Origin of the sequence: Gorillibacterium terrae (assembly GCF_051594785.1) — a bacterium.
Classification (GTDB): Bacteria; Bacillota; Bacilli; order Paenibacillales; family NBRC-103111; genus Gorillibacterium.
This window is the reverse complement of record NZ_JBPPGI010000001.1, coordinates 626,107-644,338: the sequence shown is the minus strand read 5'-3', so window position 1 is coordinate 644,338 and position 18,232 is coordinate 626,107. Positions and strand designations below refer to the sequence as shown.

Sequence of the window (18,232 nt, the reverse complement as noted above, 5' to 3'; positions counted from 1 at the left end):
TCTCCCGTATGTCCGATCGGCATGAACGATGCCGGCCATTGCCATCGGCAGCCGGCTTACGGCATCATTTGCGCGCTCGAGATTCATCTCCGCTTCACCTCCCGTGTATCTTTGTTTTCCAGTGTAACAAACCCACCCGCCGCCGCGCAAGGGAATGTTTGCGGCTGCGGCAGGATTTGCGCCGCCGATCCCGAATGGATAAAAAACAAGTACCGCAGGAAACGGAGGCGCTCACCATGGATCTGCACGATAAAGTTGCGGTCGTAACCGGAGCCAACTCGGGGATGGGCTTCGCCACCACCGTCGAGCTCGCCAGGCGGGGAGCCCGGGTCATCATGGCCTGCCGCTCCCGGGAGCGGGGGCAGAAAGCGCTGGAGGAAGCCGTCCGGCAAAGCGGATCGAACGCCATCGAGCTGTTCCTCTGCGACCTCGGCGACCTGGCCAGTGTCCGCTTCTTCGTCGACACCCTCACGGCCGCCCATCCCGTCGTCGACCTCTTGATCAACAACGCCGGCGTGGTTACCTTAAGCCGGGAAACCACCAAGGACGGTTTCGAATCCATGCTCGGCATCAATCACCTCGGCCATTTCCTCCTCACCCGGCTCCTGCTGGATTCCATGAAGAAGGCGCCCGCCGCCCGCATCGTCAACGTCTCCTCCGGTGCCCACAAGATCGGGCGAATCGACTTCGACAATCCCTTCCTCACCCGGGGCTTTAACGTCGTCCGCGGGTATGCCCAATCCAAGCTGGCGAACATCCTGTTTACCAAAGAGCTGGCCCGGCGGCTCGCTGGCACCGGCGTCACGGTAAACGCCTTGCACCCCGGAGCGGTGGGCACGAACATCGGCATCGACCGGCGAACCGGCTTCGGCAAGCGGGTGCTTGCCCTGCTGCGGCCGTTCTTCCTCACGCCGGCGCAGGGGGCGGAAACGGCCCTGTACCTGGCCACCTGCGACGAGATCGCCGGGGTCAGCGGCGAATACTTCTACCGCAAGCTGGAATCGCCGGTGTCGAAGCGTGCGAGCGACCGCAAGCTCGCGGCCCGGCTCTGGGAATGGAGCGAGCAGCAGGTTGGCCTCTAGGCCCCGACGGACGCCCGCTCCGCGCGCTTCGCGGCGATGCGGTGCAGCGTCAAGAGCAACGTAGCGAGCGCGAAGGAAGCGGCCACCAGCATGAACGGGATAGCCGGGTTAATCCGGTACGTCCAGCCGCCGATCATCCCGGCGGGCGAGGTGAACAGCAGGATCAGCACCGTGAGAATCGCAAACAGGTTCGCCCGGTTGTTGTCGTCGAGGGCGTTGGCTACCGCGGTCTCCAGGTAGGGGCCGCTTAAGATGGTGCCGATGGCCCCGACCGCCGTGCTGACGGCGATCAAGCCGTAGCCGCTGGCCGGTGCAAGCAGCAGTACGATTACGGAGACGAGCGAGAAGCCGAAGCCCCAGCGCATCGCCCGGTGAACGGCCTGCGGACCGATGCGAGGCAGCAGGAACCGCAGGGACAGCAGCATCACCACGGACGACATGGCCGGGAAGAGGGAGAGCACGCCCTCGTTAATCTTCAGTTGGTCCACCAGATACAGCGACAAGAAGGTTGAATTCAACGTCGACTGAAAATGAAACAGGATGTATACCCCGAACAAGAGCAGGAGCGGCCGGTTGCGGAACAGCGGACGGATATCGGACAAGTAACCCGAGATCCCGCTCTTCGCGGCGCGCCGTTCTTTGATTTCCGCCATTTTGCGGTAGCCGATCTCCGTCTCGTGCGTCTCGCGGTTGCGGCCGAGAAACTGATAGGTCATCATCAGACAGGCCAGCACATACATCGCCCGGACACCGGGAATCAGCGTAAACTGGCTGACGATGAGGCCGCCGAGCGGAGCGAACAAGCCGCCGACGACGCTGATGAGCTGGAGCAGCGTGAACACCCGGCTTCGCTCCTCCGGGGGGGTGTCCTCCACCAGCAGGCAGTAAAACGCGGTGTTGGGGATCTTGGCGAAGCCGTTGACCAGGGCGGCGGCGACAAAGAACCAGACATTCTGGGCCACCGCCCAGATCAGCGTCGCCGCAGTCCAGCTCACCAGATCGAAGACCAGCAGCGCCCGCTTGCGGCCCATCCGGTCGGTCAGATAACCGCTGAAGAGCGAGGCGAACAAGCTGACGAACAGGCCGAGCGAAGCGATCAGGCCGATTCCGGTCTCCTTCAGCCCGAGCTGATGCATATAGAGCGTGGCATAGGTGCTGTACATGCTGTAAGGAATCAAAAAGAAGGGCTCGTATTTCAGGCAGCCTCGGGCATTCCCCTTAAGCCCGCCGATCAGGGTCGATTTCATGGCAATCCTCCGAGATGTCACTTACGGCGAGCCTTGTAAAAAAACGCCGCATTCCGCCATTTTACCTCACCTGGAGAGCGGTTGAACAGAGCCTGTCGAATTTCCCGGGAAATGGACATCGGGCTACTTTTCCAGGATAAGCACGCCTCTGCCGGGAATGGCGGCGACGCCGTCGAACCTGCGTCCGGTCAAGAGGTCCGTCGCTCCGGCGAGCCTTTCCGGCAGCTTCACCTCGCCGGCCTCCGCATTGTGATTGAGGAGGAAGGTATAGGTCTTGTCTCCCTTCCGCCGTTCGGTCACTTCGATTCCCTCTGAGGGCGCAATCAGCGGCTCCATGCCCTTCGACCGGCAGATTCCACCGAGCAATCCCTCCAGGAAAGCCGGCTCGGGACTGGAGGCCACATACCAGGCCTCGCCCGCTCCGCGGCGGTTGCGGGTGATCACCGGCATGCCCTTGTAGAAGTCGCTGCCGTATTCGGCCAGCACCTCCGCGCCCTCCGAATGGATCAGGTCGCACAGCAGACCGCAGGAATAGGCTCCGGCCAGTTGGCCGAAGGGCTCCTTCATGACAATCCGGTTGCTCGCATCGGGGAACAGGGCGTCGATCTCCTCCGCCCAGATGCCCATGATCGGGCGCAGCTCGCCGGGATAGCCGCCGGTCGTCACCAGATCGGTCTCGCCGACGATGCCGCTGAAGAAGGTGGTGAGGAAAGTGCCGCCGCGCTTGACGAAGGCGTCGATCTTGTCCGCCATGCCCGGCTTGACCATGTACAGGACCGGCGCGACAATCAGGTCGTAGTTCTCCAAATCGGCGTCGACCGGAATCAGGTCAACCGGGATGTTCTGCTTGTACAAAGCGTCGTAATACTTATGAACCTCGTCGACGTACTTCAGCGCCACCGACGGGCCGCTGGACAGCTCGACCGCCCAGCGGTTCTCCCAGTCGTAGAGGATGGCCGCCTTGGCGCTTATCCGCGAGTCGAGCAGCTTGTCCTCAAGCTTGGCCAGCTCCGCTCCGAGCTCGGCGCATTCGCGGAACACGCGCGTGTGCTCGTGCCCGACATGCTCGATCACCGCCCCGTGGTACTTCTCACAGGCTCCGATCGACCGGCGGAGCTGGAAGAACATCACCGTGTCCGCTCCGTGAGCGATGGCCTGGTAGCTCCAAAGGCGCATGACGCCGGGGCGCTTCAGAGAATTGTAGGGCTGCCAGTTCTGCTGGCTCGGCGTCTGCTCCATGAGCATGAACGGCTGGCCGCCCTTCAGCCCCCGCATGAGGTCGTGGGTCATGGCCGTCAAGCTGACCGGCGTATCCAGGGACGGGTAGCTGTCCCAGGAGACGACGTCCATGTGCTTGGCCCAGGCGAAATAGTCCAGCTCCGGGTAGGTCCCCATCAGATTCGTCGTGATCGCCACCTCGGGCGTGTGCCGCTTGATCGCGTCGTATTCGAGCCGGTAGCAATCGAGCAGAGCCTCGGACTGGAACCTCCGGTAGTCGAGGGAAATGCTCTGGAAGTTGGTCCGATAACCGCCCCATTCCTCGCTCAGCCCGTTCGGCGGAACAATCTCGTCCCAATTGTACAAGGTATGTCCCCAGAAGGCGGTGTACCACGCCCGGTTGAGCGCGTCCAGCGACCCGTACCGCTTCCGCAACCAGACGCGGAATGCCTCGGCGCAGTTGTCGCAATAGCAGTAGCCGCCGTACTCGTTCGAAATATGCCAGGCGGCAAGCGCCGGATGGTCCTTGAAGCGCTCCGCCAGCTTGCTTGCCAGCCGCTCGGCGTAAGTGCGGTAGGTCGGGCTCGTCGGGCACGAATTGTGCCGTCCGCCGAATTTGCGTTTCATGCCGTTGTAATCGACACGGGTGATATCGGGGTATCGCTTCGCCATCCAGGCCGGATGGGCCCCGGTGCTCGTCGCGAGGCACACCCGGATGCCTTCCCGGTGCAGCCGGTCCAATATGGCCTCCAGCCCTTCAAACCGGTACGTGTCTTCGTCCGGCTGCAGCTTCGCCCAGGAAAAAACGTTGACCGTGGCCACATCGATTCCGGCAAGCTTAAACATCCGCAGGTCTTCCTCCATCGTCGCTTCATCCCATTGCTCGGGATTGTAGTCTCCGCCATACCAGATCTTCGGCAGCTTGTCGCTGATCATGGATTTCTCTCCTCTTCCGCATGCGGTTTGTTGTGCGCTTTCATCATATCCCGCCAACGGCAAACAAGGAAGCCCGGGTTTGCGGGCTTCCTTGTACCGGTGTTCGGTTGCTTGCTTATTTCCAGAGCTCGACTCGGGATTTAACCAAATCGGTGTACAGCTTGTTCATCTTCTCCACGCCGGCCTTGTTCAGGTCGTTCATGAATTCGTCCCAGACCTTGTCGAAGTCGCCCGGTTTGGCGAGGATCGCCTGCGGCACGCGCTTCTTCATGATGTCGTCGCATTTCTTCTGCAGGATCTGCAGGTCAGAACCGGTTTCCACCGGGATGTTCCAAGCCGCACCCCATGCCTTGACCGGGAATTCTTCCGGCTTCGGCCACAGGTCGATGTACGTGGTAGCATTGTAAGCCTTCAGCGTTTCCTTATCGGCCGTGGTGTAGTTGTTGATGATTTGATCCTTGAAGTTAAGCGTGTACGGCTGGCCCGTCGGGTCGTTGACGCCGTCGCCGTACTGCGGAGCAATCCCCCAATAGTTGCCGACGCCGCTTTCCTTGGTATAAGCGGCATTGTCGTTGACACGACGGGTCTGGATGTCATCGGGAATCACGCGCTTGCCGTTCTCGTTCTTATAGTCGGTGCCTTCTACGCCCCAGTTGCGAAGAATCTGTCCTTCATCGGAGGCGAGGTAATCGAGGAACTTGATCAGCTGCTCGGCCTTATCCTTGCCGGCAACCGTGATACCGATGCCGTAGCCGCCGACATACCCGGTATCCTGATAATCTTTCGCCTTGATGTCTTCGCTCATCGTGATCGGGAAGTGGGCGTAGGTTTGGTCATACTTGCCTTCGGACTTCAAAGCCTTCTCGGCGTCCTGGTAATCCCACGTCTGGTCGATGATTCCGAGCACGCGGCCCGTGGCGACCTTGGCCTTATACTGGTCGTACTTCTGCACAAAGCTTTCCTTGTCCAGGAGGCCGATGTCATTCATGTGGTTCAGCCAGCGGAAGTATTCCTTCTCTTCCGGACGCAGGTAGTGGTATGTCGCTTGGTGGGTGTTGTCGTCGATCCAGAATTCGCCGTTGTCCGAACCGCCCGTCGTATAGAAAGCCGGGTTCGTGGTGGAGATCAGGATCTGCCATTCGCCGGCGTTCAGCGACATGCCGATGGTCGGCTTGCCGTCCGTGGTCGGATGCTTGGCGATATAGGTCTTGATGGCGTTCTCATAGTCCTGAACCGTCTTCATCTGGGGATAGCCGAGCTCTTTCAGCACGCGGTGCTGAAGCTCGAAGCCGCCGCTCGAATCGAAGTTTTTCTGGCCAACTCCGGCGCTCGGCAGGATGTAAATGGCATCGTCGTCGGCGCTCCATTTCAAGCGGTTCAGGTAGTCGCCGTATACCTTCTTGATGTTGGGACCGTACTTTTCGATCAGCGGACGAAGGTCGAGCAGGGCGCCGGCGTCAACCAGTTTGCCCGCGTCGCCTTTCGGGAGGATCATATCCGGGTATTCGCCGCCCGAGATCATGAGGGCGATCTTCTGGTCGGTGGAGGAGCTGTTAAGCGGGAAATCCATCTTCAGCGAGACGCCGGTCTTCTCGGTAATCACTTTGCCGACGCGGTCCTGCATGTTGTTCCAAGAAGCGTTGGGGTCTGCGCTGTACACCGTGGCATTGATCTGCTTCACCGGTTCCGCGGACGCGCTGGCCGCCGGCGACGCTGCGCCGGATGCATTGGGAGAAGAAGATGCTTCGTTGCCCGATTTGCTGCTGCAAGCGGTGAGAGCCAGTGATCCGACGAGCAAAACGCTGGTAAGCTTCGCTGCTGTTCCTTTCATGTAACGTGTGCCTCCCTTTTGGGTATCGGTAATCTCTATATCACACAGGTTTCCCCGGAGATATCGAACTGGCGGCGAAAATCCGAATTTGTTGTACGGCTTCCGCCGATGGGCGCCGTTCCTTCGATCAGCTCTTCACGGCGCCGAGGGTCATGCCTTTTACAAAATACTTTTGCAGGAAGGGATACACCACCAGAATCGGAACGGTACAAACGATGGTGATCGCCATCTTGATCGATTCCGGAGAAACCTTCGTAAGCGCCTGCGCCGCGTTCGGATTATGGGCCGCGTCGCTCGACTGGGTGGTGCTCTGCAGAATCTTCATCAGCTCGTATTGCAGCGTGGTGTTCTGCTCCTTGGTGCTATTGTACAGGTAAGCGTCAAACCAAGCGTTCCAATGGCCGACGGCCACGAACAGCGCCACGGTGGCGAGCACCGGCATGCACAGCGGCAGGACGATCCGGTAGAAGATCTTGAAGTCGTTGGCTCCGTCGATCTTGGCCGATTCCTGCAGCGCATACGGCAGGCCGTTGATGAAGGAGCGGATGATGAACATGTTCCAGACGCTCAGGATGCCCGGGATGATGTAGACCCAGAAGGAGCCGATCAGGTGAAGGTTGCGGATCAGCATGTAGCCCGGGATCATGCCGCCGGAGAAGTACATGGTGAGCGCGAACATCGTAGAGAACAACCGCCGGGCCTGGAAGTCCGTCCGGCTAAGCACATAGGCGACCATGGCGGCGCTCAGGACGCCGATCGCCGAACCGAGCACGGTGCGGATGACCGAGTTGCGGAAGCCGATCATCAAGGTCGGGTACCGCAGGATGGTATCGTAATTGGCCAGGGTGAACTTCCGGGGCCAGATGTGAATGCCGCCGCGCACCGTATCGGTGGAATCGTTGAGCGATATGGCGAGTACGTTCAGGAACGGGTACAGGGTGACGACACAGACCAGGATCATCACGATGTACAGGATGATGTCGAATAGATGTTCATTGCGGCTTCTGCCGATCTTCGCTTGCATCGAGAATCCCCCCTTAGATGACGCTTTCCTTGGTAACCTTCTTGTAGATGCCGTTCGCTGTCAGCACCAGGATGACGCCGACGACCGAATTGAAGATCCCGATGGCGGTACCGAAGGAATAGCGGGTCATGCCGATCCCGTAATCGAGCGCATAGAGATCGAGGACGCGGGAGTAATCCGTGACGAGCGGGTTCTGCAGCAGGAACTGCTTTTCGAAGCCGATGCTGATCAGGTTGCCGATGGAGAGAATGAGCATAACCATGATGGTCGGCCGAATGCCGGGCAGCGTGATGTGCCACATGCGCTTGAGCCGTCCGGCTCCGTCGACGGTGGCCGCCTCGTAAATCTCTTGATCGATGCCGGTCATGGCCGCCAGGAAGATGATCGAGTTCCAGCCGGTTTCCTTCCACATGTCGGATACCGTGACGATTCCCCAGAACCAATGCGGCTTCGCCATGAATTGAATCGGATCGTGAATGAGGCCGAGGCTCATCAAGAGGTCATTGACCGCGCCGCCGTCGATGGAAAGCATCTTGGTGACGATGCCGGCCACGACGACCCACGAAACGAAGTGAGGCAGGTACGAGATCGTCTGGACCGTCCGCTTGAACAGCTGGCCGCGCAATTCATTCATCAGAAGCGCGAAGATAACCGGAACGGTAAAGCCCACGATCAGGCCCATGGCGCTCATCGCGAGCGTATTGCGAAGCACCAGGTAGAAGGTGTCGTCGGAAAACAACTGGCGGAAATTATCCAACCCCACCCACTTCTGATTCATGATCGATTTACCGGGCTTGTACTTCTGGAAGGCCATCAGCCATCCCCAGATCGGCACGTAGCTGAAGATGAACAGCCAGATGACGAACGGAATTGACATGAAGTACAAATAACGCTGTTGAACCATTCTCCTCCAGAAGGAAAAGCGCTTCTGGTTCCCATCCAATGGCAGGGAGCCGCTTGCTGGTAGCGGTTTCATCGGGTATCCCCCTTCTCTCTTCTTCATGGATTAATCTTATCGAATCGAAGCGGGCGAAAAAACCTGCAAAATTGAAGGCAAAATCATATCAAAATAAGCGCTTTCAGCATCCGCTTTCAAAAGGGCATGTAAAAAACCGCCCGTTTGGGCGGTTTCTTAAACCCGATCATCCTCGCTGCGGACGGAGCCCTCCGGATGCGTCCGTCCTTCCTTTCCCTTGTACGTAGAGGGCGATTCGCCCACATATTTTTTGAATTTACTGTGGAAATAATCCACGTTCGCATAGCCGACGAGCCGGGCGACCTGATGAACCTTGAGCCCGCTGCCGAGCAGCTCGATGGCATGGCGGATTCGCACCCGGTCCAGGTACGTGTTGAAGCTCTCCCCGGTCTCGCTCCGGAACAGCTTCCCCAGGTAGCCGCTGTTGTAATTGTACAGCTCGGCCAGCGTCTCCAGCTTCAGATTCTCGCCGTAATGCTGCTCGATGAAGCTGGTGATCTGCTTGATGACCGGCGCGCTGCTGGCATTCCCGATCTCGGACGCGAGTCCGGCAAGCTGCCGGGCCGCTTCCTTTACCAGCTCTCGATAGGTTGGACTGGCGAGCAGGTCGGGGATCGCTCCGATCCGTTCCTTGACGGAGGAGGCATAGCCGGGCTGCTGCGTGGCCAGCTTGTTCAGCGTGAGCGTCAGCACATGCGCCAGATCGGTCTTGATCCCGGACGCCGTTCTCCGCGAGGCGCGGATCCGGTCACCCGATTCCCGAACGGTCTCCTGCACCCGGTCGGCCTGTCCCAGCTCCAGCGCGAACAGCAGCTTGTCCGCCATCTGCCGGAGTACCGCCTCCGAGAGCGGCGTCTCTTCCCCGGAGGCCGGCCCGAGCTCTTCCTCCCGATAGAGGTGTATGGTCTCGCCCTCCAGCAGGAAGCGGCTCTGCACGACGCGGACCGCCTCCCGGAACGAAGCGCGGATGCCCTCCGGGTCGGACGCGGGCCCTCCTGCCGAAGCGAAGAAGCGGATGCCGCCGGGCTCCAGCGCCGCGTGAAGCTGGCGGTAGAAGTCGGTCAGCGCCCGGCCGTTCGGCAGCGCCTCCCGCAGCAGAATCCCCAGGTAGCCGTCCGCGAAGAAGCTGAAGCCCGCCGAACGGCTGCGCAAGACCCCGTCCACCGCCAGACGGACAGCCGTCTGCCGGAGAACCGCTTCCCCCTTCGGGAGGTCCGCTGCGATCAGCACCACCTGGTAGCCCGTGTCGGTCCGCCCGAACAGCGCATCCAGGTTCAGGGAGGGGTCAAGCTCGCCGTCTCCGCCGACGATAGCCTGCAGCACCCGCTCGCGGTAGATCTCCTCGCTGATCCGCCTGCGCTTCTCCAGCTCCATCTCCCGCATCATCGCCGAGCCGATCCGCCTCAGCTCCTCCGCCATCTCCTCCTCGTCGACGGGCTTCAGAATGTAACCGTCGACCCCGAGCCCGATCGCCTCCTTGGCGTAGTTGAAATCGGAATAGCCGCTCAGGATGAGGAAATGGCAGGAGCCGCCCTGGCGGCGGATCTCCTGAATAAGCTGCAGCCCGTCCATGCCCGGCATACGAATATCCACCACCATGAGATCGACCGCGGCTTCCCGGTAGCGCTCCAAAGCCTCCCGGCCGTTGGCCGCCGTTCCCGTTACCTCAAACCCCAGTGTGTTCCAATCGATGAGTGAGGCGAGGCCCGAACGGATCGCCGGTTCGTCGTCCACAATCATGACTTTATACATATGTGTTCATCCTCCTATCGGCAGCGAGAAGGAAATCCGGGTTCCTTCGCCCGGCTCGCTCTCGATAATCAATCCGCTCGTCTCCCCGTAGGTCAGAACCAACCGCTGGTTTACGTTTCGAAGGCCGATGCGATGCTCCTGCCGGTCCTCCGTCTCGCCGATCGCCCGGCGGATCTCCTCCAGCCGTTCCGGCAGCATGCCGAGGCCGTTGTCCGCCACCTCGACGAACAGCCGCTTCTCCTGCACGTATGCGCGAATCGTCAGCTCTCCGCCCTTTTCCACCTGTTCCAGCCCATGAATGACGGCATTCTCGACGAGCGGCTGGATAATCAGCGGCGGAATCCGCAGCTCGCGGCCTTCCGTCTCCAGCTCCAGCCGATAACTCAAGCGCTCGTTCCCGTACCGGAAGCGCTGAATCTCCAGGTAGCAGCGAATAATCTCGAATTCGTCCTCCAGCGGAATATCCTTGGCTCCGATCTCCAGATTCTTGCGGATCAGCTTGCCGAGCAAGCGGACGATGGTCGCCACCTCCGTTTCGCCGCTCATGTGCAGCCGCATGCGAATCGATTCCAGGGCGTTGAACAAGAAGTGGGGATTGATTTGACTGGCGAGCATTTTCAGCTTAATTTCCTTCTGGTGCAGCATAAGCTGGTTGCGCTGTTCGTTCGACTCCGTCACTTCATCCATGAGCCTTGCGATATTCGCCACCATGTAGTTGAACTGGCGGGCGAGCTGCCCAATCTCGTCGCGGCCGTCAATGGCCAGCTTGGTGTTGAAATCGCCCAAAGCCACCTTGTTCAGCGATTTGTTCAGGTTGAGCAGACGGTTCGACAGGAGCGAGGAGAACAGGTAGATGAGCAGCGTCGCCAACACCAGGCTGACCAGAATGATGGTGGTGCCCAGTTGATTGACCTTATTGGCTTCGTGAATGATGCTCTCAATGGAGAAGACCGAAATGATCTTCAGCCCGTTGTCGCTGTCAGAGGGAAGCAGATCGTCGATGATGATCTTCGACGGCTTGCCCTCGAAATCGAATTCGTAGGTCCCCTTGGTGCGTCCGGTCAAGTCGTTGGCAAAATCCATTTCCTTGATGTTCTTGCCGACCCAGGAGGTGTTCTTCGCTGCCACGATCGTTCCCTTCGAATCGAGCAAAAGCGAGTCGAACGGCTCCTGGCTGACGATCAGATTCATCTCGTCCTGGCTGATCGAAACGGCAAACACGCCAATCCGCTCGTTGTCGAAGGAGACCTTACGGATCAAATGGAAGGCAGGCGGTGAGCCGGGAATCTGGGCCTCTTTCATGTAGTCCCAGTCGATCCGACTGGACGGCTTGGCCATCGCCTTCTGGTACCACGGCGCTTGAAGCGTCTCTTCGTCGGGGACGATGAACTCCCAGTTGTCGAGAATGGTAGGATTGTCCACGTAGAGTCGGATCGTGGTAATCTCCTTGAACAGATTGGCGTAGTTGGAAAAGTCCGGATACTCCCAATACGCTTGGACAATGTCGTAGCGATTGGAATAATTCGTGTTGACCAGCTTGCTGAGGCGCGTGTCCACCATCAGCCGCCCGGAGACGTCGATGGGAATTTTCAAGATTTCATAGGCCCGCGACTTGATCCGGTCGACATTGTTGGAGGTCTGCGTCGTCGCATGATCCAGCACCGTATGGCGAAACTCCGCTGTGAGGTAGCTGCCGACGAACATGACCGGGACGAACACCACCGGAATGAAGAACAGAATGAGCTTGTATTTCAGCCGGATGTTGTTGGTCTTCAAAAAGAATCCTTGCAGCTTTCGATACATGGCCTCTCCCATCTCTTGTAACCGCTTGCCGGTAAAGGCAAGCAGCGGATGCATTCAGTATATACCAGCTTGGCATCGCCTTCACCCGTCGGATTCCTTTTCCAGAAAAGAGCCTCCTCCCCCATTGCGCCGGAAGAGTCGGGCGGGACGTAGGAGGAAGCGGCCGGATGTTCCAAGGAAGACGTGTCAGGATACATCGATAAAAGAGATAGAACGCGTCAGGCCGGGGTCACACGGTACTTGCCGCCTACGGCCGTGGCGAAGCCCTCCGGCGGACAAGGCGCGGACCCGTCCGGACCGGTCACGATCCAGGCGCCGGGGTCGGTCAAGCGGCAGGTCTCGCCGACCAGAGAGACAATATCGGCTTCCGCGAGCTCTCCCGCTTCCCAGGCGAGAGAGACGTCGAAGCCGCCCCGCGCCCGCAGCCCGCGAACTTCACCGTCCGGCCACTCCGGCGGCAGGGCCGGCAGAAGGTCCAGCTCACCGAGATGGCTTTGCAGCAGGCATTCGGCGATGCCCGACGTTCCGCCGAAGTTGCCGTCGATCTGGAACGGAGGATGGGCGTCGAACAGGTTCGGGTAGGAAGAGCGGGCCAGCAGCGTCCGGATGTAGCGGTGAGCCGCTTCTCCCTCCCGCAGCCGGGCGTACAGGTTAATCAGCCAGGCGCAGCTCCAGCCGGTGTGGCCTCCGCCGTTCGCAAGCCGTTCCTCCAGGGATTTCGACGCCGCTTGCGCCAGCTCGGGGCAGTCGCGCCGGTTGATCTGCCGGCCGGGATACAGGCTGAACAGATGCGAGACGTGGCGGTGCCCCGGCTCGCTCTCCGCGAAATCGCGGAACCATTCCGCGAGGCGGCCGCGGTCGTCCACCCGGAACGGGACGAGCCGCTCCGCCGCCCGCCGCAGCTCGTCGGCGAACTCCTCGTCCATACCCAGCAGCGAGGCCGCCTCCTGTGTGCAGGCGAACAGCTCTCGGATAATCGACATGTCCATCGTCGAGGCCATCGACACGCTGCACGGCTCGCCATCCTCCGTGAGGAACTTGTTCTCCGGGCTGGTCGACGGGTTGGTGACGAGCGTTCCGTCCGGTTGCTCTTCGAGGTAGTCGAGGCAGAACAGCGCTGCTCCCTTCATCAACGGATAAGCGCGGCTCCGCAAGAACTCGCGGTCCATCGAAAACGCGTAGTGCTCCCACAGGTGAAGCGATAGCCAAGCGCCGCCCATCGGCCAGAAGGCCCAGCTCGGGGAGCCGTCGGTGGGAGAAGACATGCGCCAGAGGTCGACGTTGTGATGCGCCGTCCAGCCTCGGCAGCCGTAATGAATGCGGGCGGTGCGCCCTCCGGTCACGCTGAGCTCCTCCAGCATGTCGAAGAGCGGCAGATGGCATTCGCCGAGGTTGGCCGGTTCCGCCGGCCAATAGTTCATCTGGGTGTTGATGTTGACGGTATAGTCGGAATTCCACGGCGGCTGGATGTGCTCGTTCCAGATGCCCTGGAGATTCGCCGCCTGCGTTCCCGGCCGGGAGCAGGCGATCAGCAAGTAGCGCCCGTATTGAAAATACAGCGCTTCGAGCGCGGGATCGGCAGCGCCCTGCCGGTAGGCTTCGAGGCGCTTGTCCGTCGCTTCGCGGGACGCTTGGCTCTCCTGGCCGAGCGTGAGGCTGACCCGGCGGAACAAGCGCCGATGCTCGGCCAGATGGCGATCCTTAAGCTCGGCGGGCGAATAAGCCAACGCCGCGCTCAGCCGGTCCGCGCAGCGCGCGGCCGGAATTTCGAAGCCGGCGGACGGCATCCGGTCGAAGCCGGCGAAGCTCGTCTCGATCGCGAGGAGCAGCGTCACCTCGCGGTCTCCCCGCGCGAGTAGGCACGGTTCGTCTCCGCCCGCGAGCTCGGCCCGGCCTTCCGCGACGGTAAGCGCACAACGGAACCGGATGCCGCGGTTCTCTTCGCGGAGCACGGGCTGCGGGTGGTCGCCCCGATAGTTGTCCGCGATGTGGCTCGGACACGCTCCGTCGAGGAAGAGCTCTCCGCCGGCCCCCGGCCGCAGGATATGCCCCAGCTTGGCATCGAGCCGCGCCTTAAGCACGACGGGGCTCTTCCCGAGCGAGCGCACGGTGACGACGATCACCTGATCGACCGCGCTCGCGAACACCTCGCGCTCGAAAGCGTCTTCGCCGATCCGGTAGCGGGTTACAGCCAACGCCGCATCGAGGTCCAGCGACCGGCGGTAGCCCGCACCGGATGCCGCGTCCGGCTCGTCGGTCGCGTCCGGCGCTACGGGCAAAACGTCGCCGTCCGCCCCCGCATGCTCGAGCAGCAGATCGCCCGCCGGCTGGTACGCCTGGCAGTTGACGGCGAGCATGCGCTCTTCGACGAGCTTCTCCGCTTCGGCAAAACGGCCTTCGCGAAGGAGCTCCCGGGCTTTGCCGAGATGCCGCAGGGCTTCGTAATTGTTGGTATCGCGGGGAAAGCCGCTCCAGAGGGTATCTTCGTTCAATTGAATCCGTTCCCGGCGAGCTCCGCCGAAAATCATTGCGCCGAGCCGACCGTTCCCCACCGGCAGCGCTTCTTCCCATATCCCCGCAGGCCGGCCGTACCACAGCTCCAGCCTTTCCGAGTTATCGATATCCATTTCTTTCAATTCGTTGCCTCCTTCAGGCATCGCCGGCCTCTCCTGGTTCGTTCCGGGGCCCCAACTTTGTTCAATGCCTATCCTAACATGGGAGCCGCCCCGTTGCCATGGGAAACGCTTTTTAGATCATCCGCCGGATGCATGCGGTATACATCCGCCCCAAGCCATCCTTGCCCTCGGCTTCCTTCAGCCGCTCCGCCATCGAGGATGACCTTTGAATCTGGATGGCAAAAGCCGGATTTTGCCGCACCAACTCCTCCAGGAACGGAATGCCCGGCGTATAAATGAACTTCCCTCCAACCTTCAAGGAACGCAAGATTTCCATATACTTGCGCACGTACGCTTCATGCTTGCCGTCGCTTCGGAGAAAATGGTGAACCGCATGATTGGAAAAGGCCATATGCGAGAGGATCGTCCCCCACCTGTTGAGAGGAAACGCCGCCTCCAACCACTCGCCCCGGAGCAGATAAGGAGCGTCGTCGGCAGAGCGGTCCATCCCGTAAGCCTCCATCCCTTGGGAGCGCAGCGCATGGACCAGATTCGCGTGTTGGCCGCAGCCCAGGTCCAATATCGGTTCGATCAGGTCTGCCGCCTCCAAGTCCATCATCTCGAATTGAAACCGGGAGGAGTATTCCGCGCACGGTACGGCGGTAAGCTTCGGGGAAGCCGCAAAGGTCCGCACGGCCTCCTCCCCGTTCGACTCGATCAGGAATCGACTCAAGCGGACGTAATGCTCGGCAGCCAAACGGCGCAGCGAAGCCTCCTCCCTGAGGTCCGGCCGGGATAACGCCCGATGAAGCTGCATGAGAAAAAGGTCGTACAAGCCGACAAGCCGAACCCGGTCGTCCGGGGCGAACGACAAAAATTGGTCGGCTTCCATGAAGCGGGCCAGCGTTTTCGCCGCGACATGCTGCACCAGCCTTGTATAGGCTCCCGTCGCTAAGCCGTCATTCAAATAGGCTGCGACTTCGTCCGTTTGCTCCGTCAGCATTCGAAGCGTCTGCCGGCTCAGTTCAAGCACAGGGCCGCCGTCGGCCTTGCGGAAGAACAGACTTCGGTTCCGGTTGAGCTCGAACTGGTTCTCCAATACGCCATACACGCTCGCAGCATTCAGCATGAGGCAAGCCCCCTCCTTAACCGTCCTGGCAACGGACGATCGAACAATCGGATCTCATCCTATCATAATCGATTCCATAAAAAAACTGCGCCCGTTGAATACGGGCGCAGAGAAAAAGCTTGGCTGTTATTCTTTAATCAAAAACGAATACTCCGGCTTCTGCAGGAGCTCCAGGTTGGCCTGAATCAGCTTGCTGCGGGTCTCCACGCTGGCGTAGGAGCGCAGACCGTCCTCCGGCGTGTTGATCACGTAATCGACCAAACGGTCGACCGTCGTCTTGGCGACGTGGCAGCGCGTGTCGGAGGAGGCGTAATAGATCAGCACCTCGCCGTTGTCCCGAACGACCAAGCCGTTCGTGAACACGACATTGGACACGTCGCCGATCCGCTCGATGCCCTGCGGAGCAATCAGGAAGCCGCCCGGGGAATGGATGACGCGGTTCGGCTCGTCGAGCGCCGTCATGAACGAATAGATGACGTAGCGCAAGCCCGCCGCCGTATTGCGCACGCCGTGCGCGATGTGCAGCCAGCCCTTGTCGGTCTTGATCGGGGCCGGGCCCTGGCCGTTCTTGACTTCCTTGATCGTATGGTAGACCTTCTCGTCGACGATCGATTCATGATCGATGACGGCCGGGCTCATGCTGTCGGACAAGCCCCAGCCGATCCCGCCGCCCGAGCCGGCTTCGATAAAGCCGTCCTGCGGACGGGTGTAGAAGGCGTACTTGCCGTCCACGAATTCCGGATGCAGGACGACGTTGCGCTGCTGCGGCGACGGCGTCTTCAGGTCCGGGAGGCGCTCCCAGCTCTTCAGGTCCTTGGTGCGGACGATGCCGCACTGGGCGTAAGCGCTGGAGGTGTCGCCGAAGGGAGCGTTCGGGTCCTTGCGCTCGGTGCAGAACAGGCCGTAAATCCAGCCGTCCTCGTGCTTCACGAGGCGCATGTCGTAGATGTTCGTGTCCGGAACGTCGGTTTCCGGCAGGAGAATCGGATAATCCCAGAAGCGGAAGTTATCCACGCCGTTCTCGCTCTCGGCGATGGCGAAGAAGGACTTGCGGTCGTTCCCTTCGACGCGGGCCACCAGATAGACGCGGCCGTTCAGCTCGATGGCGCCCGGGTTGAACGCGGCGTTCACGCCGTTGCGCTCCATTAGATGCGGATTGGTCTCCGGGTTCAGGTCGTAGCGCCAGTACAGCGGGGTGTGCTCGGCGGTGAGAACCGGGTACTGATACCGGTCGTAGATGCCGTTGCCGAGCTCCTCCGGAGCGTTCGGCCGGGTGACGAGTTCCTCGTAGGAGGCGGCCAAGCGGCGAAGCCGCTGCCAGAATGCGGTTTGGTTGCTCATTGTGGATCCTCTCCTTCGTTCAATTACGGCACAAGCGCGGGTCCGCGGCGGCCATGGCCCCGCGAACCCGCGCTTCCCTTTTTTAGCGGGTGCTTTCGGCGTCTCCGGCTACCAGATCGTTGTGTTCCTTGATCCAGTTGACCAGGCTTTCCAGCTCGGTATAGGCAACCGCTACATACGTATCGGCGGCACCGTAGTAGATGGCAATGCGGCCGGTTTCGGCATCGTGCAGCGTCGCGCAGGGGAAGGCGACGTTCGGAACGAAGCCGGTGGTTTCATACGGCTGTTCCGGAGTCAGGAGGTAATCGCCGGAGCGGTACAGCACCTTCGACGGTTCGTCCTTATCGAGAATGGCGGCGCTCATGCTGTAGACGAAGCCGTTGCAGGTGGTGGAAACGCCGTGATAGATCAGCAGCCAGCCTTCGGTGGTCTCGATCGGGGTCGGGCCGGCGCCGATCTTGACGCCTTGCCACCAGCCGTTGCCGCCGCGGGACATGACCTTGCGGTGCCGTCCCCAGTGCACCAGGTCCGGGCTTTCGCTCAGGAAGATATCGCCGAACGGCGTGTGGCCCGAGTCGCTCGGACGGCTGAGCAGCAGGTATTTGTCGTTCACCTTGCGCGGGAACAGAACCCCGTTGCGGTTGAACGGAATGAACGGATTTTCCATGCGGACGAACGTCTTGAAATCCTCCGTACGGCCAAGGCCGAGGGAAGCGCCGCCGAAATCGGTGCACCAGACGATGTAGTACGTATCTTCGATCTTGACGAGGCGCGGATCGTACGCATAGCTGGGCTGGTAAGGCTTGCCTTCTTCATCCACCCAGTGTACTTCTTCATCGTCGATATCCCAGGACAAGCCGTCCTGGCTGCGGCCGACGTGAATCTGCGGACGGCCGTTCTTATGGTCGGCGCGGAATACGCCGATAAATCCGCCTTCATAGGGAAGAACGGCGCTGTTGTAAATGCGGGCGCTCTTCGGGGTCGGGTTCCAGTCGATAATAGGATTATTGCTGTGCCGCCAAATGACGGAATCACTTCCCGCCGGGCGTTCCTGCCACGGCATATTCGGCAAAGCTTCTCCAATGATCTTCACTTCTGCCATTCGTCCTCTTACCTCCTCAAGTAATGCCAATCCTTTGGCTAGCTTAACCAATTCGGCATCCATCCATGTAACCGTCCGGCCGGGCTTCGTCCACCGGGTTGAACAGAGCGTTTAGGTTATCGATTAAGTAACACTTACATTTTATCCTGTTAGCGTTTACGGGTCAATATACCCTA

At 60.4% G+C, this 18,232-nt stretch carries 12 protein-coding genes; 1 reads left to right on the top strand and 11 read right to left on the bottom strand.

The features are described 5' to 3' along the window. Positions 1 to 242 precede the first annotated feature (242 nt). A complete protein-coding gene (locus ACSEXS_RS02740; protein WP_438433065.1) occupies positions 243 to 1,082 on the top strand; it encodes an SDR family oxidoreductase in 840 nt (279 codons plus the stop codon). Here ACSEXS_RS02740 and ACSEXS_RS02735 read toward each other — a convergent pair. From ACSEXS_RS02735 to ACSEXS_RS02685, 11 genes are all read right to left on the bottom strand, one after another. Further along, positions 1,079 to 2,329 carry an MFS transporter gene (locus tag ACSEXS_RS02735; protein WP_438431652.1) on the bottom strand — a complete coding sequence of 417 codons (1,251 nt, stop codon included), beginning with the start codon at positions 2,327 to 2,329 and terminating at the stop codon, positions 1,079 to 1,081. The two genes, ACSEXS_RS02740 and ACSEXS_RS02735, sit on opposite strands and share 4 nt — an antisense overlap. 123 nt (positions 2,330 to 2,452) lie before the next feature. Further along, positions 2,453 to 4,483 carry a beta-galactosidase gene (locus ACSEXS_RS02730; protein ID WP_438431651.1) on the bottom strand — a complete coding sequence of 677 codons (2,031 nt, stop codon included), beginning with the start codon at positions 4,481 to 4,483 and terminating at the stop codon, positions 2,453 to 2,455. 115 nt (positions 4,484 to 4,598) lie between these two features. Beyond that, entirely contained in the window at positions 4,599 to 6,314 is a 1,716-nt protein-coding gene (locus tag ACSEXS_RS02725) for an ABC transporter substrate-binding protein (protein WP_438431650.1), read from the bottom strand. A gap of 127 nt (positions 6,315 to 6,441) precedes the next feature. After that, the gene (locus ACSEXS_RS02720) at positions 6,442 to 7,338 is read right to left on the bottom strand and encodes a carbohydrate ABC transporter permease (protein WP_438431649.1); all 897 of its coding nucleotides are present in this window, start codon (positions 7,336 to 7,338) and stop codon (positions 6,442 to 6,444) included. A gap of 13 nt (positions 7,339 to 7,351) precedes the next feature. Beyond that, entirely contained in the window at positions 7,352 to 8,314 is a 963-nt protein-coding gene (locus tag ACSEXS_RS02715; RefSeq protein ID WP_438431648.1) for an ABC transporter permease, read from the bottom strand. Positions 8,315 to 8,470: 156 nt separating this feature from the next. Continuing rightward, a complete protein-coding gene (locus tag ACSEXS_RS02710) occupies positions 8,471 to 10,066 on the bottom strand; it encodes a response regulator (RefSeq protein WP_438431647.1) in 1,596 nt (531 codons plus the stop codon). A gap of 6 nt (positions 10,067 to 10,072) precedes the next feature. Further along, positions 10,073 to 11,869 (bottom strand): sensor histidine kinase, encoded by a 1,797-nt coding sequence (locus ACSEXS_RS02705; protein WP_438431646.1) that lies wholly within the window; start codon positions 11,867 to 11,869, stop codon positions 10,073 to 10,075. Between the two features lie 218 nt (positions 11,870 to 12,087). Further along, positions 12,088 to 14,496, bottom strand: coding sequence for a glycoside hydrolase family 95 protein (locus ACSEXS_RS02700; RefSeq protein ID WP_438433064.1), 2,409 nt, complete (start codon positions 14,494 to 14,496; stop codon positions 12,088 to 12,090). Positions 14,497 to 14,617: 121 nt separating this feature from the next. Next, a complete protein-coding gene (locus ACSEXS_RS02695; RefSeq protein WP_438431645.1) occupies positions 14,618 to 15,613 on the bottom strand; it encodes a class I SAM-dependent methyltransferase in 996 nt (331 codons plus the stop codon). Between the two features lie 126 nt (positions 15,614 to 15,739). After that, positions 15,740 to 16,954 (bottom strand): glycoside hydrolase family 130 protein, encoded by a 1,215-nt coding sequence (locus ACSEXS_RS02690; RefSeq protein WP_438431644.1) that lies wholly within the window; start codon positions 16,952 to 16,954, stop codon positions 15,740 to 15,742. Positions 16,955 to 17,036: 82 nt separating this feature from the next. Then, a complete protein-coding gene (locus ACSEXS_RS02685; RefSeq protein WP_438431643.1) occupies positions 17,037 to 18,056 on the bottom strand; it encodes a glycoside hydrolase family 130 protein in 1,020 nt (339 codons plus the stop codon). Positions 18,057 to 18,232: the final 176 nt, after the last annotated feature.

Excerpts from the sequence above, each read along its gene's own strand:
- ACSEXS_RS02690 (WP_438431644.1), bottom strand. The coding sequence starts at position 16,954 with ATGAGCAACCAAACCGCATTCTGGCAGCGGCTTCGCCGCTTGGCCGCC.
- ACSEXS_RS02695 (WP_438431645.1), bottom strand. The coding sequence starts at position 15,613 with ATGCTGAATGCTGCGAGCGTGTATGGCGTATTGGAGAACCAGTTCGAG.
- ACSEXS_RS02735 (WP_438431652.1), bottom strand. The coding sequence starts at position 2,329 with ATGAAATCGACCCTGATCGGCGGGCTTAAGGGGAATGCCCGAGGCTGC.
- ACSEXS_RS02685 (WP_438431643.1), bottom strand. The coding sequence starts at position 18,056 with ATGGCAGAAGTGAAGATCATTGGAGAAGCTTTGCCGAATATGCCGTGG.
- ACSEXS_RS02730 (WP_438431651.1), bottom strand. The coding sequence starts at position 4,483 with ATGATCAGCGACAAGCTGCCGAAGATCTGGTATGGCGGAGACTACAAT.
- ACSEXS_RS02725 (WP_438431650.1), bottom strand. The coding sequence starts at position 6,314 with ATGAAAGGAACAGCAGCGAAGCTTACCAGCGTTTTGCTCGTCGGATCA.
- ACSEXS_RS02715 (WP_438431648.1), bottom strand. The coding sequence starts at position 8,314 with ATGAAACCGCTACCAGCAAGCGGCTCCCTGCCATTGGATGGGAACCAG.
- ACSEXS_RS02710 (WP_438431647.1), bottom strand. The coding sequence starts at position 10,066 with ATGTATAAAGTCATGATTGTGGACGACGAACCGGCGATCCGTTCGGGC.
- ACSEXS_RS02705 (WP_438431646.1), bottom strand. The coding sequence starts at position 11,869 with ATGTATCGAAAGCTGCAAGGATTCTTTTTGAAGACCAACAACATCCGG.
- ACSEXS_RS02700 (WP_438433064.1), bottom strand. The coding sequence starts at position 14,496 with ATGGATATCGATAACTCGGAAAGGCTGGAGCTGTGGTACGGCCGGCCT.
- ACSEXS_RS02720 (WP_438431649.1), bottom strand. The coding sequence starts at position 7,338 with ATGCAAGCGAAGATCGGCAGAAGCCGCAATGAACATCTATTCGACATC.